The sequence below is a fragment of the Curtobacterium sp. MCLR17_032 genome (assembly GCF_003234795.2).
In the GTDB taxonomy this organism is placed as follows: domain Bacteria; phylum Actinomycetota; class Actinomycetes; order Actinomycetales; family Microbacteriaceae; genus Curtobacterium.
Genome location: NZ_CP126268.1, coordinates 3,371,626 through 3,395,947, shown reverse-complemented (window position 1 = coordinate 3,395,947; position 24,322 = coordinate 3,371,626). Strand labels below are relative to the sequence as shown.

At 68.1% G+C, this 24,322-nt stretch carries 25 protein-coding genes; 24 read left to right on the top strand and 1 reads right to left on the bottom strand.

All coding sequences use genetic code 11. The features are described from left to right. Window positions 1-17 precede the first annotated feature (17 nt). The 19 genes from DEI97_RS16125 to DEI97_RS16035 all read left to right on the top strand — a co-directional run bounded on the left by DEI97_RS16125 (window position 18) and on the right by DEI97_RS16035 (window position 20,158). Entirely contained in the window at window positions 18-1,670 is a 1,653-nt protein-coding gene (locus tag DEI97_RS16125) for a type IV pilus twitching motility protein PilT (protein WP_284158284.1), read from the top strand. Then, window positions 1,670-2,893, top strand: coding sequence for a type II secretion system F family protein (locus tag DEI97_RS16120; RefSeq protein WP_111073952.1), 1,224 nt, complete (start codon window positions 1,670-1,672; stop codon window positions 2,891-2,893). The genes DEI97_RS16125 and DEI97_RS16120 overlap by 1 nt, the downstream gene beginning before the upstream one ends. A 186-nt stretch (window positions 2,894-3,079) precedes the next feature. Beyond that, complete coding sequence (locus tag DEI97_RS17780) at window positions 3,080-3,529, top strand: type II secretion system protein (RefSeq protein ID WP_308202974.1); 450 nt, start codon at window positions 3,080-3,082, stop codon at window positions 3,527-3,529. 76 nt (window positions 3,530-3,605) lie between these two features. After that, the gene (locus tag DEI97_RS16110) at window positions 3,606-4,967 is read left to right on the top strand and encodes a prepilin-type N-terminal cleavage/methylation domain-containing protein (RefSeq protein ID WP_111073951.1); all 1,362 of its coding nucleotides are present in this window, start codon (window positions 3,606-3,608) and stop codon (window positions 4,965-4,967) included. Continuing rightward, window positions 4,967-5,653, top strand: coding sequence for a PulJ/GspJ family protein (locus DEI97_RS16105; RefSeq protein WP_111073950.1), 687 nt, complete (start codon window positions 4,967-4,969; stop codon window positions 5,651-5,653). The genes DEI97_RS16110 and DEI97_RS16105 overlap by 1 nt, the downstream gene beginning before the upstream one ends. A gap of 13 nt (window positions 5,654-5,666) precedes the next feature. After that, window positions 5,667-7,496, top strand: coding sequence for a hypothetical protein (locus DEI97_RS16100; RefSeq protein WP_111073949.1), 1,830 nt, complete (start codon window positions 5,667-5,669; stop codon window positions 7,494-7,496). Beyond that, on the top strand, window positions 7,493-8,356 hold the full coding sequence (locus DEI97_RS16095; RefSeq protein ID WP_258376635.1) for a prepilin peptidase: 864 nt from the start codon (window positions 7,493-7,495) through the stop codon (window positions 8,354-8,356). Before DEI97_RS16100 ends, DEI97_RS16095 begins: the two co-directional genes overlap by 4 nt. A gap of 102 nt (window positions 8,357-8,458) precedes the next feature. Beyond that, the gene (pilM, locus tag DEI97_RS16090; protein ID WP_111073948.1) at window positions 8,459-9,511 is read left to right on the top strand and encodes a type IV pilus assembly protein PilM; all 1,053 of its coding nucleotides are present in this window, start codon (window positions 8,459-8,461) and stop codon (window positions 9,509-9,511) included. Next, entirely contained in the window at window positions 9,508-10,284 is a 777-nt protein-coding gene (locus DEI97_RS16085; RefSeq protein WP_111073947.1) for a hypothetical protein, read from the top strand. The genes pilM and DEI97_RS16085 overlap by 4 nt, the downstream gene beginning before the upstream one ends. Window position 10,285: 1 nt before the next feature. Next, window positions 10,286-10,993 carry a type 4a pilus biogenesis protein PilO gene (locus tag DEI97_RS16080; RefSeq protein ID WP_111073946.1) on the top strand — a complete coding sequence of 236 codons (708 nt, stop codon included), beginning with the start codon at window positions 10,286-10,288 and terminating at the stop codon, window positions 10,991-10,993. Window positions 10,994-11,147: 154 nt separating this feature from the next. Continuing rightward, window positions 11,148-11,768: a CBU_0592 family membrane protein gene (locus DEI97_RS16075; RefSeq protein ID WP_111073945.1), complete on the top strand. Its 621-nt coding sequence runs from the start codon at window positions 11,148-11,150 to the stop codon at window positions 11,766-11,768. Between the two features lie 42 nt (window positions 11,769-11,810). Further along, entirely contained in the window at window positions 11,811-12,266 is a 456-nt protein-coding gene (locus DEI97_RS16070) for a DUF6121 family protein (protein ID WP_111073944.1), read from the top strand. 75 nt (window positions 12,267-12,341) lie between these two features. Next, complete coding sequence (locus DEI97_RS16065; protein ID WP_111073943.1) at window positions 12,342-13,490, top strand: hypothetical protein; 1,149 nt, start codon at window positions 12,342-12,344, stop codon at window positions 13,488-13,490. Between the two features lie 262 nt (window positions 13,491-13,752). Next, the gene (gene rpsL / locus DEI97_RS16060) at window positions 13,753-14,121 is read left to right on the top strand and encodes a 30S ribosomal protein S12 (RefSeq protein WP_058728453.1); all 369 of its coding nucleotides are present in this window, start codon (window positions 13,753-13,755) and stop codon (window positions 14,119-14,121) included. Between the two features lie 5 nt (window positions 14,122-14,126). Next, entirely contained in the window at window positions 14,127-14,597 is a 471-nt protein-coding gene (gene rpsG, locus DEI97_RS16055) for a 30S ribosomal protein S7 (RefSeq protein WP_110903576.1), read from the top strand. 87 nt (window positions 14,598-14,684) lie between these two features. Then, window positions 14,685-16,802: an elongation factor G gene (gene fusA / locus DEI97_RS16050; RefSeq protein ID WP_111073942.1), complete on the top strand. Its 2,118-nt coding sequence runs from the start codon at window positions 14,685-14,687 to the stop codon at window positions 16,800-16,802. A gap of 147 nt (window positions 16,803-16,949) precedes the next feature. Next, on the top strand, window positions 16,950-18,137 hold the full coding sequence (gene tuf / locus DEI97_RS16045) for an elongation factor Tu (RefSeq protein WP_111073941.1): 1,188 nt from the start codon (window positions 16,950-16,952) through the stop codon (window positions 18,135-18,137). Window positions 18,138-18,284: 147 nt separating this feature from the next. After that, window positions 18,285-19,262, top strand: a complete 978-nt coding sequence (locus DEI97_RS16040; RefSeq protein WP_111073940.1) for a DNA topoisomerase IB — start codon at window positions 18,285-18,287, stop codon at window positions 19,260-19,262. 98 nt (window positions 19,263-19,360) lie between these two features. Beyond that, the gene (locus tag DEI97_RS16035) at window positions 19,361-20,158 is read left to right on the top strand and encodes a DarT ssDNA thymidine ADP-ribosyltransferase family protein (protein ID WP_111073939.1); all 798 of its coding nucleotides are present in this window, start codon (window positions 19,361-19,363) and stop codon (window positions 20,156-20,158) included. 69 nt (window positions 20,159-20,227) lie between these two features. Here the strand turns inward: DEI97_RS16035 and DEI97_RS16030 are convergent, their stop codons facing one another. Continuing rightward, a complete protein-coding gene (locus tag DEI97_RS16030) occupies window positions 20,228-21,025 on the bottom strand; it encodes a TrmH family RNA methyltransferase (RefSeq protein WP_111073938.1) in 798 nt (265 codons plus the stop codon). Between the two features lie 501 nt (window positions 21,026-21,526). Here DEI97_RS16030 and rpsJ point away from each other — a divergent pair. The 5 genes from rpsJ to rplB are packed head-to-tail and all read left to right on the top strand — an operon-like array spanning window position 21,527 to window position 24,319. Further along, window positions 21,527-21,835: a 30S ribosomal protein S10 gene (gene rpsJ / locus DEI97_RS16025; RefSeq protein ID WP_110824248.1), complete on the top strand. Its 309-nt coding sequence runs from the start codon at window positions 21,527-21,529 to the stop codon at window positions 21,833-21,835. 14 nt (window positions 21,836-21,849) lie between these two features. Continuing rightward, window positions 21,850-22,503 carry a 50S ribosomal protein L3 gene (gene rplC / locus DEI97_RS16020; RefSeq protein WP_110903570.1) on the top strand — a complete coding sequence of 218 codons (654 nt, stop codon included), beginning with the start codon at window positions 21,850-21,852 and terminating at the stop codon, window positions 22,501-22,503. A gap of 2 nt (window positions 22,504-22,505) precedes the next feature. After that, window positions 22,506-23,165 (top strand): 50S ribosomal protein L4, encoded by a 660-nt coding sequence (gene rplD, locus DEI97_RS16015; RefSeq protein WP_111043491.1) that lies wholly within the window; start codon window positions 22,506-22,508, stop codon window positions 23,163-23,165. Next, entirely contained in the window at window positions 23,162-23,461 is a 300-nt protein-coding gene (rplW, locus tag DEI97_RS16010) for a 50S ribosomal protein L23 (RefSeq protein WP_110824245.1), read from the top strand. The genes rplD and rplW overlap by 4 nt, the downstream gene beginning before the upstream one ends. Before the next feature lie 18 nt (window positions 23,462-23,479). Beyond that, a complete protein-coding gene (gene rplB, locus DEI97_RS16005) occupies window positions 23,480-24,319 on the top strand; it encodes a 50S ribosomal protein L2 (protein ID WP_111073937.1) in 840 nt (279 codons plus the stop codon). Window positions 24,320-24,322: the final 3 nt, after the last annotated feature.

Below are 24,322 nucleotides of genomic sequence, written 5' to 3'. Positions count from 1 at the left end.
GCGTGGGAGACGGACAGATGACGGACTCCGTGTACGACCTGACCCCTGCCGGCGACGAGCCCGTCGACGGCTGGCACCCCGGGACGCCCGGCCTCGAGGTCGGTGGCCGCCGGGCCGCACGCCTGGCGCAGGCCGCGCAGCAGCACGTCGTGCAGCAGCACCCCGTGCAACCCGCCGAACCCGGCACCCCGGACGCAGGCGCCGCACCCGCGGTGCCGGCCACCCCCGTCTACGACCTGAGCGACGACCTCGCCGGCTGGGGTGCCCCGAGCGGCGCACCCGTCGCCGTCCCGGTCGCCCAGCCGTACGCTGTGCCGGCCACCCCGCCCGCGGCGGTGCCGCCCTCGACCGCGAGCTACGGCTACGCACCGGACTCCGCCCTCGGGTACCAGGCGACCGAACGGCTGCCGGTCGTGCCCGCGGTCGTGACCACGAGCCTCCAGGCCGTCACCGCACCGCCGGTGCCGATGGCCGCGCCGTCCGGCAGCGCCGAGATCAACTTCACGCGCCACGCGCGGGAAGACGCCGACGCCGACCTCGTCACCGCACTCGCCCAGGTCGTCTACCAGGGTGCGTCCGACCTGCACGTCACCGCCGACGCGCCGCCCACGGTCCGCGTCGACGGCTCGCTCCGTCCCGCCGTGCCGGGAGGCCCGTGGGCGCGCAACAAGGTCATCGCAGCCCTCAAGACCCTGATGTCCGCCGAACAGGCGGCGCAGTTCGACCAGGAACAGGAACTCGACTTCGCGTACTCGCTGTCGCCCGAGTTCCGCTTCCGCGTGAACTACTACCAGCAGCGCGGCAACTGGGGTGCGGCCTTCCGCATCATCCCCACGAAGATCAAGACCCTCAAGCAGCTCGGCATCCCCGAGCACGTTGGGGAGTTCGCCAAGCTGCCGCGCGGTCTCGTGCTCGTCACCGGCCCCACCGGCTCCGGCAAGTCGACCACCCTCGCCGCGCTCATCGACCTGGTCAACGAGACCCGGGCCGACCACATCGTGACGGTCGAGGACCCGATCGAGTTCATGCACGACCACAAGAAGTCGATCATCAACCAGCGCGAGGTCGGCGCAGACACGCAGTCCTTCGCTCGCGCGTTGAAGCACGTGCTGCGCCAGGACCCGGACGTCATCCTCATCGGCGAGCTCCGCGACCTCGAGACGATCTCCGTCGCCCTCACCGCCGCCGAGACCGGCCACCTGGTGTTCGCCACCCTGCACACGCAGAGCGCTCCCGGCACCATCGACCGCGTCATCGACGTGTTCCCGCCGCACCAGCAGGGCCAGATCCGCACCCAGCTCGCCGCCACCCTCGAAGGTGTCGTGTGCCAGACCCTCGTCCCCAAGGCCAACGGCACCGGGCGGATCGTGTCCACCGAGATCATGAAGACGACCCCCGCGATCGGCAACCTCATCCGCGAGGGCAAGACCTACCAGATCACCTCGGCCATGCAGGCCGGGCGTGACGCGGGTATGCACACGATGGACCAGGACCTGGCCGAACTCGTCAACGTCGGCACCATCACCCGCAAGGCGGCGCTCGAGAAGGTGCACGACCTCGAGGGCTTCGACCGACTGGTGCAGCGCGTCGAGTCGCCGTCCGACGCGTCCGCCGACGCCATCGCCGCGAGCGGGATCGACTTCGGCGACAAGTTCTCCGGAGGCTACTGATGTCCCTCGCATTCGACTACCGCGGACGGGACGGCGCGGGGAAGCTCGTCAAAGGCCGCGTCGACGCCGCGTCCGAAGGCGCCGTCGTCCAGCGCCTGCGCGGCATGGGCGTCTCGCCGATCGCCATCACCGAGGCGAAGGCCGGCACGGGGCTGCAGACCGAGATCAAGATCCCGGGCTTCGAGAAAGGCGTCGGGCTCAAGGACCTGGCGATCATGTCGCGGCAGGCGTCGACGATGTTGTCGTCGGGGTTGTCGCTGCTTCGTGCGCTGTCGATCCTGGCGGACCAGACGGAGAGCAAGAAGCTCAAGGACATCTTGGGGAAGGTGCGCGACGAGGTCGAGCAGGGTGTCTCGTTCTCCGAGGCGATCGCGCGGTACGAGGCAGAGTTCCCGCCGATCATGATCAACATGATCCGCGCGGGGGAGACCGGTGGCTTCCTCGACCAGGCCATGGACTCGATCGCGACGAACTTCGAGAAGGAGCACAAGCTCCGGACGACCATCAAGTCAGCCATGACCTACCCGGTCGTCGTGCTCATCATGTCCCTGGTGGCCGTTGCCATCATGCTCGTGTTCATCGTGCCGATCTTCCAGGACATGTTCGCGAACCTCGGGGGCAAGCTCCCGCTACCGACGATGGTGCTCGTCTACGCCTCGCACGCGATGAAGTTCGTGCTGCCGGTACTCATCCCCCTCGTCGTCATCGGCTGGTTGTGGTGGCGCGCGAACAAGAACTCTGTGAAGGTGCGGAGCGCGATAGACCCGCTCAAGCTGCGGGTGCCGGTATTCGGCGCGTTGAACCGGAAGATCGTCATTGCGCGGTTCTCCCGCAATCTCTCCGACATGATCGCAGCCGGCGTTCCCATTCTGCAGGGGCTGCAGATCGCCGGCCTGGTTTCCGGCAACATCGTCGTCGAGAATGCCGTAGGCCGAGTGGCGGAATCCGTTCGGAAAGGCACGACGATCGCCGAGCCGCTCATTCTCGAGTCGATATTCCCGAGTATGGTTTCGCAGATGGTCGCGGTCGGTGAAGATGCCGGGTCTCTCGAAGTGATGCTGGAAAAGATATCGGTGTTCTACGACGCGGAAGTGGAAGCAACCACCGAAGCGCTCACGTCGCTCATCGAGCCGCTGCTGATCGCTTTCCTCGGTGTCGTTGTCGGTGGGATGATTGTGGCGCTCTACCTGCCGATCTTCCAGATCACCACTCTCGTCAAGTAGTTGGCCGCTGCCCCCTTCTCGGGGGCAGAACTTCTTCGTCGTGCCCCCGTTAATGGGGGTATTTCGCTCGAATCTGCCCCCCGTTCTCGGGATTATGCGCTCATCGCGTCCCCATTACCTTTGACATTGCGGCGGAGCAGTCCCCGGCATCATCCTCTATTGCATTCCCACGAAACGGAAACCACCATGTACTTCGCTCTCATGGGCAAGCTCGACGCTCGCCGCAAGGGTCTCCTCGAGGACAAGGAGAAGGGCTTCACGCTCATCGAACTCCTGGTCGTCGTCATCATCATCGGCATCCTCGCTGCGATCGCCATCCCGGTGTACATCGGCGTCCAGAACAACGCCAAGGACTCCGCGGCGAAGTCGGATCTCACCAACGCGAAGACCGCGATGATCACAGCCTTCACGAACGACAACAAGTACCCGACCTCGCTCAAGACCGGTACGGCCTACATCAGCGGCTACACGCCGAGCAACTACGTCTCCGGCACCGGTGTCGAGCCCGCGATCGTCGGTACGCCGAGCAACTCGACGGGCGCGTTCTGTATCCAGGCGACGAGCAACGTCGGCGGCACGGACCACGTGTTCAAGGTGACGCAGGACGGGGGCGTCGTCTCCGGCGCCTGCTCCTGACCGACTTGAGGTGGACCGTGCCGTCGCGCGCGGTCCACCTCTCCGTACCCGCGCTACCAGAACGGAGGAGACCGGCATGATGCGGATCGTCAACCGAGTCCGCTCCGGTCTCGTTGTGGAGGACGGCTTCACGATCATCGAGGTTATGGTCGCGATGACCGTCTTCGCCATGATCGCGGCCGGCGTCGCGGCCGGCATCGTCTCGAGCGTGTACCTGACCCAGGACAACCGGTCACGGGAGGCTGCACTGAACCTCGCATCCCAGGAAGTCGACTTGGTCAGGAGCGCGAAGGACATCTTCGCGGTCACGAACACCTCCACGGTCCAGGTCGTCGCCGGGCAGGACTACTCGGTCCGGCGGACGACGAACTGGATCACTTCGACGGGGACCGACACCGTGTGCGGTGCCGGGGACGGCACGCTCTCCTACAAGCGCGTCAACGTTGATGTCTCGTGGACCAACGGGACGTCGAGTTCGCCCCGGTCCGTGACGATGGACACCCTGATCGCGCCGCCCTCGTCGGTGTCGAGCAGCACGAGCTCAACGATGGTCATCGCGGTCCAGACGGCCAACGGCTCGCCGAACGCCGGCGTCTCGGTTACCGTCACGCCCGCATCGAACGGCGGAGCCCTCGCGGCGCAACCGGCACCGACCGATGCGAACGGGTGCACGTACGCGCTGGACGTGAAACCGGGGGGCTACACGGTCGGCATCACGAAGAGCGGGTACACCGACCCGAAGCTCAACGCGAATCCGACCTACCCGGTCACGACGACGGCTGGGAGCGTCGGCAGCCAGAGCATGGTGTTCGACAAACCAGCGGTCCTGAACTTCCAGCTGGCCGCCAACGCGCGCGCCGGGAGCAACCCCAGGTTGCCCTCCGGGTCGAGCGTCTCCTTGCTCAACGGGGACGCGGTGACCCCGGTGACCGGGACCTCCACACGCGTTTTCCCCTCCGGGTACTCGGCAGTCGCTGGAGTGTTCGACAAGACAACCTGCCTGAACGTCAACCCGCTGCAGTGGACGACGCCGACGGCGAACGGGCTCATGGTCGACGCCCGCAGCGTGCCGACCGGCGTCGGCGGGATCGGCGGGGCGACAGAGACGGTCAAGGTGCCGATGGGGGTGGTGGACGCCAAGCTCCAGGGGACCGACACGGTGCTCGTGGCGAAGGCGACCGCAGGCGCGAAGGGCGTGAACGACCCGGGCTGCACGACCACCCCCGGCACGACCTACGTCTTCACCGGACTCACGGCGGCGAGTGCAACGACGATCGCGCTGCCGTACGGGACTTACGCGTTCAGCGAGGGGACGTCCGCCACGGCACTCGGTGCGAACACGCCGGTCTTCGCGGCGTCTCCCGGCGCGACGAACGTGAACGTGACGCCGACCGGGCGCACGGTGCTCTTCGATCCGCGGACCACGGCGGCTCCCTGATGCGCGCGGTACTGGCACTCATCGACCGGGTTCGCCGTGACGAACGCGGGATCAGTCTCGTGGAACTCATCGTCGCGATGACCCTCAGCGTCATCGTGCTAGCGGTCGCCGGGGCCTTCCTGGTCTCGAGTCAGAACGCCTCCGTGACGGCACAGGCCGTCAACATGAACACCCGCTCGGCATCGGCTGCGATGAACGAGATGACGAGGATCATGCGGTCGGCGACGAACAACCCCGTCGCGACGGGCGATGACTCCCAGTACGCGTTCCAGTACGCCAGCGCGACCAACGTGCGGTTCTTCTCCTACGTGAACACGACCTCGACCGTGACACAACCGGTGCAGGTGCAGCTTGGCCTCGATCCTGCGCGCGGCACGATCACCGAGACGAAGTGGACGGGTACCGCGGTGCAGTACACGGACTACTTCGCGTTCCCGCTCTCGACCCAGGCCACCCTTACGGCGGCGCCGGCGTCGACGAGGACTCTCGCGAACGGCGTCGTCTCGGCATCCGTCTTCCAGTTCTCAGACGCCAGCGGGGCCGTCCTCGGTTCGCCGACGGTCCCGCTCAGCGCCACTGACCTCGCGAAGGTCCGCCGGGTGTCGATCTCGGTGACGACCGGAACGAGTCCCACCGACCCACGGGCGACGACGCTGCAGAACAGCGTCAGCCTGGCCAACCTCTGATGGAGAGGGCATCGTGATCCGGATCCTCCGCGCGCTCCGCGCTCGCGACGACGAACGTGGCGTCGCGCTCGTCGCCGTGGTCGGTATCGGCATGGTCGTGATGGTGCTGGTGGCCACGCTCGTGACGGTGGCGACGAGTGGTGCACGGCTCACTACGAACGACCGAGACTGGGCTCGCGCCGCTGCAGCTGCCTACGCGGGGATCGCCGACTACCAGGCCCGACTCAACGCCGACAACGGCTACGGCAACTACGGCGATCCCACTTCGCCGTTCAGTCGTGAGACGGGCAGCGTCTTCCCGAAGGGCGCTGGCGGCAACTCTGCCTTCGACTCCCAGAGTGGCGGCCGTTGGGTCGATGTCCCGAGCGTCAAGGGTGCGACGAGCTCCGGTTCGTACCGCTACGCCGTGGACAACTCGAAGCTCACGTCGCAGGGCGTCCTCCGGGTCCAGGCCACCGGACGGTCGGGGTCGACCACGCGGTCGTTCATCGCCAACGTCCGTCCGGACGGCTTCTCCAACTACCTCTACTTCACCAACTACGAGTCCCAGGACCCGTCGGTGAGCAACGAGACGTACACATGCGCCGGTTTCGGGTGCAAAGCGCCCTGCACCAGCCAGTACCGACCGCTCGCGCTCCCCTCGACGTGTCAGTTCATCCAGTTCGCCGCCGGGGACACGCTGGAGGGCCCGGTCCGGTCGAACGACCAGTTCCGGATCTGCGGTGCCACCTTCAAGAGCACCGTGCAGAGCGTCTACGGCTGGTCGAACGCCGGGTGCACCGGGACCACGCCGAAGTTCACGGTGAACCCGACGACCAGCTCGACCCTCACCCCACCTGCGACCATCTCCGATCTCCGTGACTACATGCGGACGGATCTGGCGGCCACGACGAACACCGCCGAGGGCGCCGGGTGCCTCTACACCGGGCCGACGAAGATCACCTTCCTCGGCAACGGCAAGATGAACGTCGTCTCCCCGCTTACGGTGAAGACGACGGTCACCGGGACGGCGAACCGCTCCGGGGGACTCCTGTCCGGCGGCGACGCTCCTGCCAGGTGCGGTGACGTCGCCGCACTCCATGACGACGACGGTGCGACGATCGCCGTCCCGAAGAACAACCTGGTCTTCGTGCAGAACGAACCGTCGGCACGAGCAGGTGGGGCGCAGGACCCCAACCTCTGGAGTGCGTCGACGTTCAAGAACCAGCCGACTGCGTGCACCAACACCACCAGGGCGAGCACGGCCACCTCGTTGCCGTCCAACGGTGTCGGGTTCCCCGAGGTCGGTGCCACCAACGAGGCAGACCCGACGGCAGGGCTCGGCAACAAGGTGACGGATCCGTACGGGTGCGACAACGGCGACGTCTTCGTCAAGGGGGTGGTCGACAAGGCCGTCACCGTCGCCGCGGAGAACTACGCCTACGTCACGGGCGACATCACCTACCCCGCGACGCGGTCGGCCTCGACTGTCCTCGGGCTCATCGGACAGCAGGCTGTTTGGGTGTGGAACCCGGCGAACAGCGCCAAGGTCCCGTACAAGGCGGCCAACCGCCGGATCGATGCCGCCATCCTGTCGAACGACGGCACCTTCGCGGTCCAGAACTACACGCTGGGTTCCGGCCGCGGGACCCTGACCGTCAACGGGTCGATCGCCCAGAACTTCCGTGGTGCCGTCGGCACCGGGAGTGGGTCCAGTGGGTACCTGAAGGACTACGAGTACGACGACTCCCTCGCGACCTACACGCCGCCGAAGTTCCCCCAGCCGACCGTGACCACGTACCGCGTGGCGACGCAGCTCGAGTCGAAGACGGCGTACGCGGCGACGGGAGCTCCGTCTCCGTGATCCCGATCGCTCCGTTCCCCCTCGCCGGCTCGGCCGCGCTCGTCTGTGCCTTCGGGCTGGCCATCGGGTCGTTCCTCAACGTCGTCGTCCACCGTGTTCCGGCCGGGATGTCCGTCGTGAGTCCAGCCAGCGCGTGCCCTGTTTGCGGCCACGCCATCCGAGGACGTGACAACGTCCCCGTCCTGTCCTGGTTCACCCTGCGAGGCCGGTGTCGTGACTGCGGCACCGCGATCTCGAGCCGCTACCCGCTGGTCGAGGCAGCCACCGCTCTGCTCTTCCTGCTGGTGGGCGCAGTGTTCGTCCTCGCGCCGTGGTCACCACTCCGAACCAGCCTCCCCGGCGTGCAGGGCGTGGCCCACGGCGCCACCGTGCTCGCGGCGTACCTGTTCCTCATGGCCGTCAGCGTCGCGCTGGCACTCATCGACATCGACACACACACGCTCCCCAATCGGATCGTGCTGCCGACGTCCGTGGTCCTGCCGGTGTTCCTCACCCTCGCTGCGACGCTCGCCGACGATTGGGGAGCGATCCTCCGTGGAGTCATCGGCCTGCTGGGTCTCGCCGGCGTCTACCTCGCCTTGGCCCTCGCCGTGCCCGGTGGGATGGGGCTCGGCGACGTCAAGCTCGCGGGCGTCCTGGGCTTCGCGCTGGCGTACCTCGGATGGGGACCCCTCGCAGTGGGTTCTTTCGGCGCGTTCTTCCTCGGCGGTATCTTCTCCATCGTCCTGGTGGTGACGCGTCGTGTGGGTCGTCGGACCGGCATCCCGTTCGGCCCGTGGATGCTCGGCGGAGCTTGGCTCGGGATCTTCTTCGGCGCGCCGATCTGGGCCGCTTACCTCAGCGTGCTCGGGGTCGCCTGATCCCCGTCGTGCTGCTGACCAGGACGACCGAACGCCGAACACCAAGCGAGCCGATCGGCTCCGCAGACACTGCCGGTAGAGCGGCGACGGAAGGACCAAGGCATGGCCAAGAGCATCGTCGGCGTCGACATCGGCGCTGCCGCCATCCGAGCGGTCGAAGTCCAGGACGCAGACCGGTCCAAGCCGTTGATCACTCGTTTCGCCGAAGTGCCCGTGCCCGAGGGCGCGACGCGCCAGGGGGAAGTCGTCGAGCCGAACACCGTCGCCGCCGCGCTCCGGGAGCTGTGGTCCGTCGGGAAGTTCCGCTCGCGGGACGTCGTGCTCGGGATGGGGAACCAGCGAGTGCTCTCGCGCGACCTGACCGTTCCTCGTGCCCCCATCGCACAGATTCGCGAGTCACTGCCGTTCCAGGTGCAGGACATGCTGCCGGTCCCCGTCGGCGACGCGATCCTCGACTTCTACCCCACCTCCGAGGGGATCGGCGAGAGTGGGCCGACGGTGAGTGGTCTGCTCGTCGCCGCCGTCAAGGACGCGGTCCTCGCGAACGTCCGTGCCGTCCAGACAGCTGGGCTCCGCCCGGTCGGGGTCGACCTCATCCCGTTCGCGCTTGCACGCGTACTCGCGCCTGCCTCGGCGACGGGCACGGCGGCGATCGTCGAATGTGGGGCGAACACGACGACGGTCGTCGTCATGAGCGACGGCGTCCCGAAGTTCGTCCGCATCATCCCCACTGGCGGCGATGACGTCACACGCCTGCTCGCCGGTCAGCTCGAGGTGCCGCTGCCGACGGCCGAAGCCATCAAGCGGCACCTCGGCATGGACTCATCCCGCGCGCAGACCCATGACGACGCCGTCGCCGTCGGGGCGGTGCGGGAGACCGTCAGCGAGCTCCTCGCGAGCCTGCGGAACACGGTCAGCTACTTCGTCAACACCCACCCGAGCGAACCTGTCTCGCAGGTCCTCCTCGTCGGAGGAGGAGCCGCGCTCGCTGGGTTCCGTGACGCGCTCGCCGAAGCGACCCGACTACCGGTCGTCCTCGGTGACCCGTTCACGAGCGTCGGCCTGGCGAAGTCCATCCGCGGGGAAGACCTCCGCGTCCATGGGCCGTCCATCGCCGTGGCATGGGGCCTGGCCGCAGGAGGGAAGGCAGCATGAGCGAGGCGAAGATCAAGCAGCCGAGACTCACGGTCGGACGAGGCCGTGCATCGGCCAGTCGCGAACGCCGAGTCGTCGAGGACACTGCGCAGCGAGCGAAGCGACAGCGTGACCGGGGCACCGCGAACTCCCTCGTGATCGGTGCGCGTCCCCGTGCAGACCTCCTGCCGACGGAGGTGCTCACCGACCGTCGTGAGCGCCGCGTCGTCCGTCGACTCTGGGCCGGAGTGGTCGTGGTGGCCGTCGCGGTCGGGATCGGTGTGGGCAGTGCGTCCCTGGTCGCCACGAAGGCCTCCGTCGACCTCGCCGGTGCCCAGGCGCAGACACTCTCGCTCCTGCAACAGCAGGCGCGGTTCAAGGACGTGCGCGCGACGGAGTCCGCGACCACCATGCTCGAGTCGGCACAAACCGTCGCGGGCTCGACCGAGATCGCATGGGAGCCGTACCTTCGAGCGGTCCGGGCGTCGCTCCCGGCCGGCGTCGTGATCAACGGCGTCGGCGTGAACTCCGCGTCGCCGCTCGAGCAGTACGCCCAGACCGAAGCCCCGCTGCAGGGCCAGCGCGTCGCCACCCTCACGTTCGACGCAGTCAGTCAGACGCTCCCGACCGTTCCGGCGTGGCTTGAGTCCGTCCGTTCGCTGCCGGGTTACGTCGACGCCACCGTCAACTCGGTCACGCTCGAGGAGACGAGCGGTGACTACACCGTCAACATGACGATCCACGTCAACGAGAAGGCCTTCGACGGCAAGTACGCATCCGAGAAGGGCAACTGAAATGACCCGGAACCGTCTCAACATGGTCCTCGCGGTGATCGGCATGGTCGTCGTCGCGGTCGGTGGGTTCTTCCTCGGGGTCCAGCCGCAGCTCGCGCGGGCCGCCGCCGACGACACACAGCAGAGCACCGTCCAGCAGGAGAACGCCCTCAAATCGGTGGAACTCGCGCGACTCCGGAAACAGGCGAAGACCCTCCCGGAGATGCAGGCCGAACTCGGTCGGCTCGAGGCGTCGGTCCCGTCCGCGACCAAGATGTCTGCGTTCTACGACGAGATCGGGCAGGCAGCGTCTGCCGCCGGGGTGACGGTGTCCGCGATCACCACGTCCGATGCGGTCGCGTACACGCCGCCGGTGTCGGAACCGACGACACCCAGTGCGACGGGCACGCCGACACCGACACCGACACCGACCCCGGAGCCTGTCGCCTCGGCTTCGGCGAGCGCGCCACCGGTCGCCACCGATGCGAGCATCACTGCTTCCAACTTCTCCGTTGTGCCCGTGACCGTCTCGGTGGACGGCTCGTTCGACCAGGCGCTGTCGTTCGTCGGCCGTGCGCAGGCGCTGCAGCGTCTCTACTTGGTGAACTCGATCACCTCCTCGGCGTCGGACCCTTCCCTCGAATCGACCCAGACGTCATCCACGACGTGGAACTTCAGCGGTTACGTGTTCGTGCTCGACACCGACGCGACTGCTCCCACGAGCAAGTAATCCCCCCACACCGGGGCCACCTCGCCACGCCGCTCGCACTTCCGCCACGCCGCCGGCCCCGTTTACGATGCTGCTCGGGCCCGCGCTCGCGGCCGCCCATCTCCCTCTCGGACGCCCGCGAAACGGGTGCTCCTCGTCGTGCCCGGAGTCGCGCGTGTTCGTCGGTGTCATCGAGTTCCTCGGTTGGTTCGGAGCAGGAACCGTCCTCGCCGGTTATCTGCTCTTCTCGCTCGGCAAGATCCCGAACGGCCCGGTGTACCAGCTGTTCAACCTCGTCGGAGGGATCGCCGTCGCCGTCAACGTGGCCGCTCACCACGCGGTGCCGTCGACGATCGTGAACGGCATCTGGGCGGTCGTCGCAGCCGTCGTGCTCGTCCGGATGGGTCTCCGCCGGCGACGCAGCACGAGTGGGGCGCCCACTGCCCGCTCCACCGACCTCCATGCCGAGCTCCCGACGACCACGGCGGTCCTGCCGGTGATCGGCCCGGCACTGCGTGACCACGAGGCGGACGTCACCGCGACGCCGGAGCCGGCCCCGGGCCTCCCGGTCGTGTCCGGCGGCAGTACCGGAACCGGCACCGACGCCCCCGCCCCGATGACCGAGAGCGTCCCCGTCATCACCGCGACGATCGCGCTCGCCCTCGTCCGCGCAGCCACAGAGCAGCACGCCATCCAGCAGCAGGCCACCCAGCAGCACGCGACGCCGCAGCGCGCCTCGCAGCACCACGCCGCTCAGCACCACGCACCCGAGCCGGAACGCGCCGACGCCCCGTAGCCACCACCCCGACCGTCGGCGGGTGAGGGCTACGATCAGCCCATGTCCCGGTGGTTGGTGGCGACGATGACGTCCGTCCTGTTCATCGCGCTCGTCATCGCCGTGGCGGGCTTCGAAGCGCTGCTCGCCGACGCCGAGGCGATCCGCCAACCCGACGCCACCCCGTACCTCGGGCCGGGCATGGTGGTCGGCGCCGCGATCGTGGTGTTCCTCGCGACGGCGACGGGCGCCCGGGAGGGCAACCCCGGCATCACGGGCTTGGTCGCCGCCGCGACGACGTACCTGGTCATGCTCGGCGTGGGCGCGGTGGGCTACGCCCTGGTCCGGTCCGACGTCGCCGAGCTCCTGGTGTTCCCCGCGGGGTACGCCCTCAGTCCCTTCGTGGTGGGTGCGGTCGTCGTCGCCCTCCTGACCGTCGTCGGCGGCATCTCCGCCGTGCGCTGGCAGGCGGGTCATCCACAGGAGCACCAGCAGCCGCCGGTCCGTCCACAGGACTGACGGGAGGTCCGCACCACCCCCGCCTCGGCCGGTACGATTCCGGGGAAGCGCTGACCGACGCACCATGGGGGACCGATGACCGACCGAGCTGACCGCACGCCGGGCTGGGAGTCGGTGCCGGACGACGAATCACTGCACGGAGACCGCGCCCTGCCACCCGCCATGACGGCTGTCCAGCCGACGCCGGGCGCGACCGGGCGGCGGCGCGGAATGCGCCGCGGTGCGGTCGTCGGCATCGTGGCCGGGGCTGCGGCACTGGTCCTGCTCGTGGTCGCCGGGGGCATCGGCTGGTCCGTCGGATCGGACGCGCACTCGGCGGAGCGCCCGGTGCAGTCCTTCCTCGACGACGTCGAGCACGGCCACCTCTCCGCCGCACTCCGAACGGCCGGCATCGACCGTGAGAAGAGCGACGTGCTGCTGACCGACGCGGTCTACGCCCGTGCCGGCGACAAGATCACGGCGCACCGGATCACCTCGGTGGACCAGCAGTCGGACCACGCGACCGTCCGGACCGTCCTGACCCAGGCCGGGCGGATCATCCCGGCGACGTTCGAACTCGAACGCACGGGCACCGACTGGGGCGTCTTCCCGGTGTGGTCGCTGCGGGCGCCGGTGCTCGGGTCGGTACAGGTCGCGGTGCAGGGGCCGCCTCGGAGCACCGTGCAGGTCGCGGGCGCCGACGTCCGGACCGACTCGTCCGGCACCGCTTCGCTCCGGGCGTTCCCGGGGTCGTACGGAGTGCACCTCGACGGCGGCAAGTGGTTCACCGCGACGGACTCGACGGCGCCCGTCCCGGGGTTCGGCGCGACCGGGACCCCGGTGGTGGTGGCGACGACCCTGACTGAAGCCGGGTCGACGGCGGCGTCGGCCGCGGTGGACGCATGGGTGGACGCCTGCGTGGCCGCACCGACCGCGGCTCCCGACGGCTGCAGCTTCTACGCCTACGGCGAGGACCCGGACAACACCTACACCGACCAGAAGTGGACACTCGAGTCCCGCCCGTCCGTCGCCGTCGGGGGATGGGCGTCGAAGGGCTGGGCGGTCTCGACCCGTTCGGCGGGTTCCGCGACGTTCCGCGCACAGTTCACCGGTCCCGAGGGCCGCGGCACCGCGACCGCCGGGCCGATCACCGTGCGCGCGTCCGGCTGGATCACGGGGTTCGGCGACGACGGGGCGACGTTCGTGTCGGCCGTCGGCAACGCGCAGTCCGAGTCGGGGTCCTGACACCCCGTCCGGACCTCCGTACCGCCGTCACGCCCACAGCGGACGGGCCGGTCGGCGGGTTACCACGGATTGACCTCGTCTGTTACGACGGCTAGGCTCTTCTGGGTGTGCGCCTTCGGGCGCGCCCAGATCGTGCAGGCCTCCGGCCTCCCGATCACTCCATCCCCCATCTCCCTCCGCCGTCAGGCGTTGGTCCGCGTGGGATGAGGAAGCCGACGGACCGCGTCGGCCAGAGAGCACGAGCGAAGAACCAGGAGAACAGTTGCCTACCATCCAGCAGCTCGTTCGCAAGGGTCGTACGCCGAAGGTCGTCAAGACCAAGGCGCCGGCACTGAAGGCGAACCCCCAGCAGCGTGGCGTGTGCACCCGCGTCTACACGACCACCCCGAAGAAGCCGAACTCCGCCCTGCGCAAGGTCGCTCGTGTGAAGCTCTCGAACGGCACCGAGGTCACGGCCTACATCCCCGGTGAGGGCCACAACCTCCAGGAGCACTCGATGGTGCTCGTCCGCGGCGGTCGTGTGAAGGACCTCCCGGGTGTGCGTTACAAGATCATCCGCGGTGCCCTGGACACCCAGGCCGTCAAGAACCGTAAGCAGGCTCGTAGCCGCTACGGTGCGAAGAAGGGTTGAGTTAGATGCCTCGTAAGGGTCCCGCCCCGAAGCGCCCCGTCGTCGCCGATCCGGTCTACGGCGCCCCCGTCGTCAGCCAGCTCGTCAACAAGATCCTCCTCGACGGCAAGAAGGGCCTCGCCGAGCGCATCGTCTACGACGCGCTCGAAGGTGTCTCGTCGAAGAACGGCCAGGACGCCGTCGTCACGCTGAAGAAGGCGCTCGACAACGTCCGTCCGACCCTCGAGGTCCGTAGCCGCCGCGTCGGTGGCTCGACCTACCAGGTCCCGGTCGAGGTCAAGCCGCACCGCGCGAACACCCTCGCGCTCCGTTGGCTCACCTCGTACGCCAAGGGCCGTCGCGAGAAGACGATGACCGAGCGTCTCATGAACGAGATCCTCGACGCGTCGAACGGTCTCGGTGCCGCGGTCAAGCGCCGCGAGGACACCCACAAGATGGCCGAGTCGAACAAGGCCTTCGCGCACTACCGCTGGTAGTCATCCGGCACCGTCCGGGTGCCTCGGCCAAGAGCCGCGGCACCCGGACGGCCGCCACCCTCTCCTACAACTCTCCCGGAGGAACCTGTGGCACAGGACGTGCTCACCGACCTGAACAAGGTCCGCAACATCGGCATCATGGCGCACATCGATGCCGGCAAGACCACGACGACCGAGCGCATCCTGTTCTACACGGGCATCACGCACAAGATCGGTGAGGTCCACGACGGCGCTGCCACGATGGACTGGATGGCGCAGGAGCAGGAACGCGGCATCACGATCACGTCGGCCGCGACGACCTGCTTCTGGGACAACAACCAGATCAACATCATCGACACCCCCGGTCACGTGGACTTCACGGTCGAGGTGGAGCGTTCGCTCCGCGTCCTCGACGGTGCCGTCGCCGTCTTCGACGGCAAGGAGGGCGTCGAGCCCCAGTCCGAGACCGTGTGGCGTCAGGCGGACAAGTACAACGTCCCGCGCATCTGCTTCGTCAACAAGATGGACAAGCTGGGCGCCGACTTCTACTACACCGTCGACACCATCGTGAACCGCCTCGGCGCGGAGCCCCTCGTGCTCCAGCTGCCGATCGGTGCCGAGAGCTCCTTCGAGGGCATCGTCGACCTGGTCGAGATGCGTGCACTCACGTGGCGCGGTGACGCCAAGGGTGACGTCGAGATGGGTGCGAAGTACACCATCGAGGAGATCCCGGCCGACCTGGCCGACCGTGCCGCCGAGTACCGCGAGAAGCTCATCGAGCGCGTGGCCGAGGCGGACGACGCGCTCATGGAGCGCTACCTCGACGGCGACACCGACTTCTCGGTCGCCGAGATCAAGGCCGCCATCCGTGCCCTCACGGTGAGCAGCACGCTCTACCCGATCCTCTGCGGCTCGGCGTTCAAGAACCGCGGCGTGCAGCCGATGCTCGACGCGGTCATCGACTACCTCCCCTCGCCCCTCGACGTCCCGCCGATGATCGGCCACGACGTCAAGGACGAAGAGGTCGAGATCATCCGCAAGCCGGAGTCCTCCGAGCCCTTCTCGGCTCTCGCGTTCAAGGTCGCGGTGCACCCGTTCTTCGGTCGCCTCACCTACGTCCGCGTGTACTCCGGTCACATCGACTCCGGTGCCCAGGTCATCAACTCGACCAAGGGCAAGAAGGAGCGCATCGGCAAGATCTTCCAGATGCACTCCAACAAGGAGAACCCGGTCGACTCGGTCACCGCGGGCCACATCTACGCGGTCATCGGCCTCAAGGACACGACCACGGGTGACACCCTGTGCGACCCGTCCAACCAGGTCGTCCTCGAGTCGATGACGTTCCCGGAGCCGGTCATCGAGGTCGCCATCGAGCCGAACACGAAGGCCGACCAGGAGAAGCTCTCGGTCGCCATCCAGAAGCTCGCTGAAGAGGACCCGACGTTCCGCGTCGAGCAGAACGCCGAGACCGGTCAGACGACGATCAAGGGCATGGGCGAGCTCCACCTCGACATCCTCGTCGACCGCATGAAGCGTGAGTTCAAGGTCGAGGCGAACGTCGGCAAGCCGCAGGTGGCCTACCGCGAGACCCTCACCAAGGTCGTCGAGCGCTACGACTACACCCACAAGAAGCAGACCGGTGGATCCGGTCAGTTCGCGAAGGTGCAGATCGCGCTCGAGCCGATGCCCGTCACCGCCGAGAAGGTGTACGAGTTCGTGAACGGCGTGACCGGTGGTCGCGTTCCTCGCGAGTACATCCCCTCGGTCGACGCGGGCATCCAGGACGCGATGCAGGTCGGCGTCCTCGCCGGCTTCCCGACCGTCGGTGTCAAGGCGACCCTCAAGGACGGCGCGGCGCACGACGTCGACTCGTCCGAGATGGCGTTCAAGATCGCCGGCTCGATCGCGTACAAGGAAGCGGCCCGCAAGGCCGGTCCCGTGCTGCTCGAGCCGATCATGGCCGTCGAGGTCCGTACGCCCGAGGAGTACATGGGCGACGTCATCGGTGACCTGAACTCGCGTCGTGGGCAGATCTCCGAGATGACGGATGCGTCCGGCGTCAAGGTGGTCCGTGCAAGCGTCCCGCTGTCCGAGATGTTCGGCTACGTTGGCGACCTGCGCTCCAAGACCTCTGGTCGTGCTGTCTTCTCCATGGTGTTCGAGACCTACAACGAGGTCCCGCGCAACGTGGCAGACGAGATCATCCAGAAGAGCACCGGGGCCTGACGCTCCCGCGTCATCCCCAGGCGAGGGTGCCCGGCGACGGGCCCCTCGCCACCAGTTAAAGTAGATACACACAACCGCGCGCCAACAGCGCAGGACCGACCAGGTCCTGCCGGGGGCGACGCATCCGAGTCCTGAGGAGGACCCACAGTGGCCAAGGCCAAGTTCGAGCGGACCAAGCCGCACGTCAACATCGGAACCATCGGTCACGTCGACCACGGCAAGACCACGCTCACGGCGGCGATCACCAAGGTTCTGCACGACCAGTACCCGGACCTCAACGAGGCCCGCGACTTCGCGCAGATCGACAACGCTCCCGAAGAGCGCCAGCGCGGCATCACGATCAACATCTCGCACGTCGAGTACCAGACCGAGAAGCGCCACTACGCGCACGTCGACGCTCCTGGTCACGCTGACTACGTGAAGAACATGATCACCGGTGCGGCCCAGATGGACGGCGCGATCCTCGTGGTCGCCGCCACCGACGGCCCGATGCCCCAGACGCGTGAGCACGTGCTGCTCGCCCGCCAGGTCGGCGTCCCGTACATCGTCGTCGCGCTGAACAAGTCCGACATGGTGGACGACGAGGAGATCCTGGAGCTCGTCGAGCTCGAGGTCCGCGAGCTCCTCGGCTCGCAGGAGTTCGACGAGGACGCCCCCGTCGTGCAGGTCTCGGCGCTCAAGGCGCTCGAGGGCGACGAGAAGTGGGTCAAGTCCGTCCAGGACCTGATGGCCGCCGTCGACGAGAACGTCCCGGACCCGGTGCGCGCCACCGACCAGCCGTTCCTCATGCCGATCGAGGACGTCTTCACGATCACCGGTCGTGGCACCGTCGTCACCGGTCGCGTCGAGCGTGGCGAGCTGGACCTCAACTCCGAGGTCGAGATCGTCGGCATCAAGGCGACCCAGAAGACCACGGTCACGGGCATCGAGATGTTCCGCAAGCTGCTGGACAAGGCAGTCGCCGGTGACAACACCGGTCTGCTCATCCGTGGCCTCAAGCGCGAAGACGTCGAGCGCGGCCAGGTCGTCGTGAAGCCGGGTTCGGTCACGCCGCACACCGAGTTCAGCGCGAACGCGTACATCCTGAACAAGGAAGAGGGCGGTCGTCACAACCCGTTCTACGCGAACTACCGTCCGCAGTTCTACTTCCGCACCACGGACGTCACCGGCGTCATCACGCTGCCCGAGGGCACCGAGATGGTCATGCCCGGTGACACCGTCGCCATGACGGTCGAGCTGATCCAGCCGATCGCCATGGAAGAGGGCCTCCGCTTCGCCATCCGTGAGGGTGGCCGCACGGTCGGCGCTGGCACGGTCGAGAAGATCATCAAGTAATTCCAGTCACTTGCGCGAGCGGGGTCGGACCTTCGGGTCCGGCCCCGCTTCCGTTTGCCCGGCGCTGCTGCCCTGGGCCGGTCCACCAGACGCACCGGGGTACGTTCCTGCTCCGTCGGGCAGCGCCGGTGGTGTTGCATCGGGATCGTGACACGTCTTCGCCGTTCCTCGACCAAGGGCCGTGGCTACCACCGGGTCCGGAGTGGCACGGGCTTCTCCTACAAGGACCCCCACGGCACGACCGTGACCGATCCGGAAGTGCGGAAGCGCCTCGAGGACCTCGTGATCCCGCCGGCCTGGGACGACGTCTGGATCTCCCCGTACGAGAACGGGCACATCCTGGCGACCGGGATCGACGGTGCCGGGCGTCGCCAGTACATGTACCACCCGTCCTGGCGCGACCGGATGGACAAGATCAAGTACGACCGGGCACTCGCGCTGGCCGAGTCCCTGCCGACCGCCCGGCGGATGGTGACCCAGGACCTCCGCCGTCCGGAGCCCGACCGTCATCGCGCCCTGGCCGCTGCCTTCCGGATGCTCGACCAGGGTTCGCTCCGCGTCGGGTCCGAGCGCTACGCCACCGAGCACGGCAGCCACGGGCTCTCCACGCTCCTCTGCACGCACGCGCACATCTCCGGGGACGACATCGAGCTCGAATTCCCCGGCAAGAGCCACCAGGCGTGGTCGTCGACGATCCACGACGCCGACCTGGCGCGTGTCCTCGTCGGCATGAAGCGTCGGGGGCCGACCGCGCGTCTGCTGTCGTTCCGGGAGCGCCGCGGTGACGACTGGGAGCCGGTGACGGCGGAGGACATCAACGCCTACGTCAAGGAGCGTGCGGGGGAGGACTTCACCGCGAAGGACTTCCGGACGCTGCACGGCACGGTGGCGGCGGCGGTCGACCTGGCTGAGACGGGCGTGCTGTCGAGCCAGGCGAAGCGGAAGAAGGCGATCTCGCACGCCGTCAAGGCCGCCAGCGAGGTGCTGGGCAACACACCGACCGTCGCGAGACAGAGTTACATCGACCCCAGGCTGCTCGACGCGTACGAACACGGCGAGACGATCGACCCCGACCGACTGCACGCGGCCGAGTCCGAGGTCCGGGCGCTGCTCTACCGACAATGACGAGGTGGGATCGTGAACGGTCGTCGGCGGCGCCGGGATGACGTAGCGTTGGTGGTCGTGCCCGCTCACCCCACGAGGCACGGAAGGACCCATCAGTCGTGACCGACGAGTGCATCCACGGTTTCCCCATCGAACTCTGCGACATCTGCTCCCCACGGCAGCGTGATCCGGAAGACATCATCAAGACCCCGACGCCACGGCGGACCCGTGTGACCACGTCGCTGCGGTCGACCCCGTCGACGCCGGGTGGCAAGGTCCCCGAGCAGGTCCTGCCGGCGACCCGTGACTTCGGTGCGCTGCGCGCCCACCACGTCACCCACATCGACAACCTCGCCGGCATCGTCGCCGAGGGCGCCGTCCTGGCGTCCGACCAAGCGACGCCGGCGGTCGACGTCAGCTCCGCCGCCACCCGGGAGGCTCGTGGTGCGGCCACCGCCCCCGACGGTTCCAGCGTGGCCGGCCACGTGCCGTTCACCCTCTCGCCCGACGCCCGCCGGTGGGACGAGCTCCGCTCCGGCGCGGAGGAGGACCGCTGGTCAGATGCCGCTCGTCGGACGCGTGCGACCGAGTTCGTCGTCCTCGTGGTGCCGACGACCGCCTTCGGTGCGTCCGTGATCCTGGCGGACACCGACGCCGACGACCCGGACGTGCGCTTCGCGGTCGGCCCGGACGCGGCGACGAACCTCCTCCGCCGCACCGACATCACCGATCCGTCGATGCACGGCGTGGAGCTGCTGGCCGGGCCGCGCGTGCCGCTGTCGTCGGTCGCCCTGGTGGGTGTGCCGAACGACCGGGTCCGCCAGCAGGTGAAGGCCGTCTTCGCCGAGCAGGGTGGTCCCGCCCCCCGTGTGGCGGTCTTCCCGCCGTGGTTCGTCCCGCCGCTGCCCGAGGACTGATCCCCGGATGCCGAGAACGCCCCGGACCGCAGGAGCGGACCGGGGCGTTCGGTGTTCTCCGTCCGGAGGTCAGGCGTTCCGGCGACTGCGGGCGTAGAGGACGATGCCGGCGACGACGGAGACGTTGAGCGACTCGACACGACTGTCGATCGGGACCGAGACGGTGTCGGCCGCGAGGTCCTGCAGCACGTCCGACGCGCCGGTCTTCTCGGCGCCGAGCAGCAGCGCGACGTCGCCCTCCAGCGCGCCGAGTGACTCGGGGGAGAGCGAGCCGTCCATGTCGACGTCGACGACCCGCAGGCCGGACTCGCCGAGCCAGCGGGCGACGCGCTCGCGGGTCTCGAGCAGCACCGGGACCGAGAACACGTGCCCACGGCTGGCGCGGACCACACGGCGGTCGGCGATGGTCGCCAGGTCGCTGTCGACGAGGACCACGCCGCGCGCACCGAGACCGACGGCGGTGCGGACGATGGCGCCGATGTTGCCGACGATCTTCACCCCGTCGAGGACCAGCACGTCGCCCGTGCCCTCCGCCAGCGCCGAGAAGCGCGCGGGTGCCGGGATGTTCGCGACGCCGAAGACCTTCGGGCGCTTCTCGCTCCGGAACACCTTGGTGAGCACCGCCGGTTCGACGAGCCGCACCGGCACCTGGAGTTCGGCGCACAGGGCGGCCAGGTCAGCGGGGAACTCGCGCGTGGACTCACCGTAGACCTCGACGAACCGGACGCCGGCACGCAGGGCCTGCACGAGCGGCTCCTGGTCCTCGACGATCGCGGTCCGGACGGTGCCACGTGCGGGCTTGGCGAGGTCGCTGAGTCGCTGGACAGCCGGGTCGGAGGGGTCGGCGAGCACATCGAGTTCGGGCATCTCCGAAGGCTAACAGCGGTGCTGCGGAGCCTCGGTGGTGAGCCGGACCGGCGGGCGTGACCCGAGCCTCCAGACCGGGTCCGGACAGCCGTCGGGAGGCGGTCCGGGAGGCCCGTGGCGGGCTCTGCGACACGCCGACCAGATCGCGACACGCCCGGGTTGCATGGATGCGGGGCCTATGGGAGACTTGTCCGGTTCCGAAGTTCCGCGGGTGCTCGCGCCCGTGGGGTCACTGCTCTGACAGTGCACAACCCCCTTGTCCAGCAGGGCTGGGTTGGGCCGCAGGCAGCAGAACACGTTCGACATCCGCCAGCACCTCGGTGCGCGGGTGGCGACATGCCCACGCGTGTGCCCCGGGTACTCGCGCGGTTGACAGGAGAACAGCGGTCATCCCCTGCGGTGGAGCCGGTGGTTCACGTAAACAGCCGGGCACGCGACAGCGGAGCCCCGGCGGCGTCAGGCGGCCTGAGGGTGCGCGGCGCAGAGAGGACAGGAAAACACATGGCGGGACAGAAGATCCGCATCCGGCTCAAGTCGTACGACCACGAGGTCATCGACACGTCGGCCCGGAAGATCGTCGACACGGTGACCCGTGCCGGTGCAACTGTGGTCGGCCCGGTGCCGCTCCCCACCGAGAAGAACGTGATCCCCGTGATCCGTTCCCCTCACAAGTACAAGGACTCGCGCGAGCACTTCGAGAAGCGCACGCACAAGCGGGTCATCGACATCGTCGACCCGACGCCGAAGGCCGTCGACTCGCTCATGCGTCTCGACCTCCCGGCCGACGTCAACATCGAGATCAAGCTGTAAGGGGGCTGGAACTCATGGCGAACTCAACCAAGACCGTCAAGGGCCTCCTCGGCAAGAAGCTCGGGATGACCCAGGTGTGGGACGAGAACAACAAGTTCATCCCCGTCACCGTGATCGAGGTCGGCCCGAACGTGGTCACCCAGATCCGCAACATCGAGCGCGACGGCTACGAGGCGATCCAGATCGCCGCGGGCCAGATCGACCCCCGCAAGGTGAACAAGCCGGCCGCTGGCCACTTCGAGGCCGCCGGTGTCACGCCGCGTCGCACCCTCACCGAGATCCGCACGAACGACTCTGCGGAGTACTCGCTCGGTCAGGAGCTGACCGTCGACACGTTCGAGGCCGGCCAGAAGGTCGACGTCGTCGGCACCAGCAAGGGCAAGGGCTTCGCCGGTGTCATGAAGCGTCACAACTTCGCCGGTGTCTCCGCCTCGCACGGTTCGCACCGCAACCACCGCAAGCCCGGTTCGATCGGCGCCTCCTCGACCCCGTCGCGTGTCTTCAAGGGCATGCGCATGGCCGGTCGTATGGGTGGCGACCGCGTGACCGTCCTCAATCTCACGGTCCACGCCGTCGACGCCGAGAAGGGTCTGCTGCTCGTCAAGGGCGCCGTCCCCGGTGCTCGTGGCCGTTCCGTCTTCGTCCGCACCGCCGTGAAGGGTAAGTGATCATGGCCACCACGACCGCAACCACGATCGACGTCCTCGACGCCTCGGGCGTGAAGTCCGGCTCCGTCGAGCTCCCCGCAGCGATCTTCGACGTCGAGACCAACGTCCCGCTCATCCACCAGGTCGTCACCGCGCAGCTCGCCGCCGCGCGTCAGGGCACCCACAAGACCAAGAACCGTGGCGAAGTCCGCGGCTCGGGTCGCAAGCCGTTCAAGCAGAAGGGCACCGGCCGCGCCCGTCAGGGTTCGGTCCGCGCTCCGGAGCACACCGGTGGTGGCGTCGTCCACGGACCGACCCCGCGTGACTACTCGCAGCGCACCCCGAAGAAGATGATCGCCGCAGCTCTGCTCGGCTCGCTCTCGGACCGCGCCCGCGGTGGCCGCATCTCCGCTGTGGAGGGCTTCGTCGAGGCAGAACTGCCTTCGACCAAGACCGCTCGCACGCTGCTCGAGAAGGTCGCACCCGTCAAGCACGTGCTCATCGTGCTCGAGTCGGGCGACGAGCTGACGCTCAAGAGCGTCCGCAACCTGCCGAACGTCCACGCGCTCTCGTACGGCCAGCTGAACGCCTACGACGTCCTCCGTGCGGACGCCGTCGTCTTCAGCAAGAGCGCCCTCGACGCCTTCATCGCGTCGAAGACCGCGAAGGAGATCACCGCATGAGCGGCTTCAACAAGGACCCGCGCGACATCATCATCTCGCCGGTCGTGTCGGAGAAGAGCTACGGCCTCATCGACCAGGGCAAGTACACGTTCCTCGTGGACCCCCGTGCGAACAAGACCGAGATCAAGCTCGCGATCGAGAAGATCTTCGACGTCAAGGTCGCCGGCATCAACACGCTGAACCGTCCGGGCAAGACCCGCCGGACCAAGTTCGGGATCGGCAAGCGCAAGGACACCAAGCGCGCCATCGTGACGCTCAAGTCCGGTTCGATCGACATCTTCACGGCTGTCGGCTGAGGACCAGAGGGATAAATCATGGCTATTCGTAACTACAAGCCCACGACCCCCGGTCGTCGCGGCTCCTCGGTCTCCGACTTCGCCGAGATCACTCGTTCCACCCCGGAGAAGTCCCTGCTCCGTCCGCTGCCGAAGACCGGTGGCCGGAACAGCTCGGGCCGCATCACGACCCGTCACATCGGTGGTGGCCACAAGCGCCAGTACCGCGTGATCGACTTCCGTCGTGCGGACAAGGACGGCGTCGACGCCAAGGTCGCTCACATCGAGTACGACCCGAACCGCACGGCGCGCATCGCGCTCCTGCACTTCGTGGACGGCACCAAGCGCTACATCATCGCGCCGAACAAGCTCAAGCAGGGCGACGTCGTCGAGACGGGCCCCGGCGCTGACATCAAGCCCGGCAACAACCTGCCGCTGCGCAACATCCCGGTCGGTACGGTCGTGCACGCGATCGAGCTCCGCCCCGGTGGCGGCGCCAAGCTCGCCCGCTCCGCCGGCGCCTCGGTGCGTCTCGTCGCCAAGGACGGCCCCTACGCGCAGCTCCGTCTGCCGTCGGGTGAAGTCCGCAACGTCGACGCCCGCTGCCGCGCCACGATCGGCGAGGTCGGCAACGCCGAGCAGTCGAACATCAACTGGGGCAAGGCCGGCCGCATGCGCTGGAAGGGCGTCCGCCCGACGGTGCGTGGTGTCGCGATGAACCCGGTCGACCACCCGCACGGTGGTGGTGAAGGCAAGACCTCCGGTGGCCGTCACCCGGTCAGCCCCTGGGGCCAGGCCGAGGGTCGCACGCGCAAGCCGAACAAGCCGAGCGACAAGCTCATCGTCCGTCGCCGTAACGCCGGCAAGAAGCGCAAGTAGGAG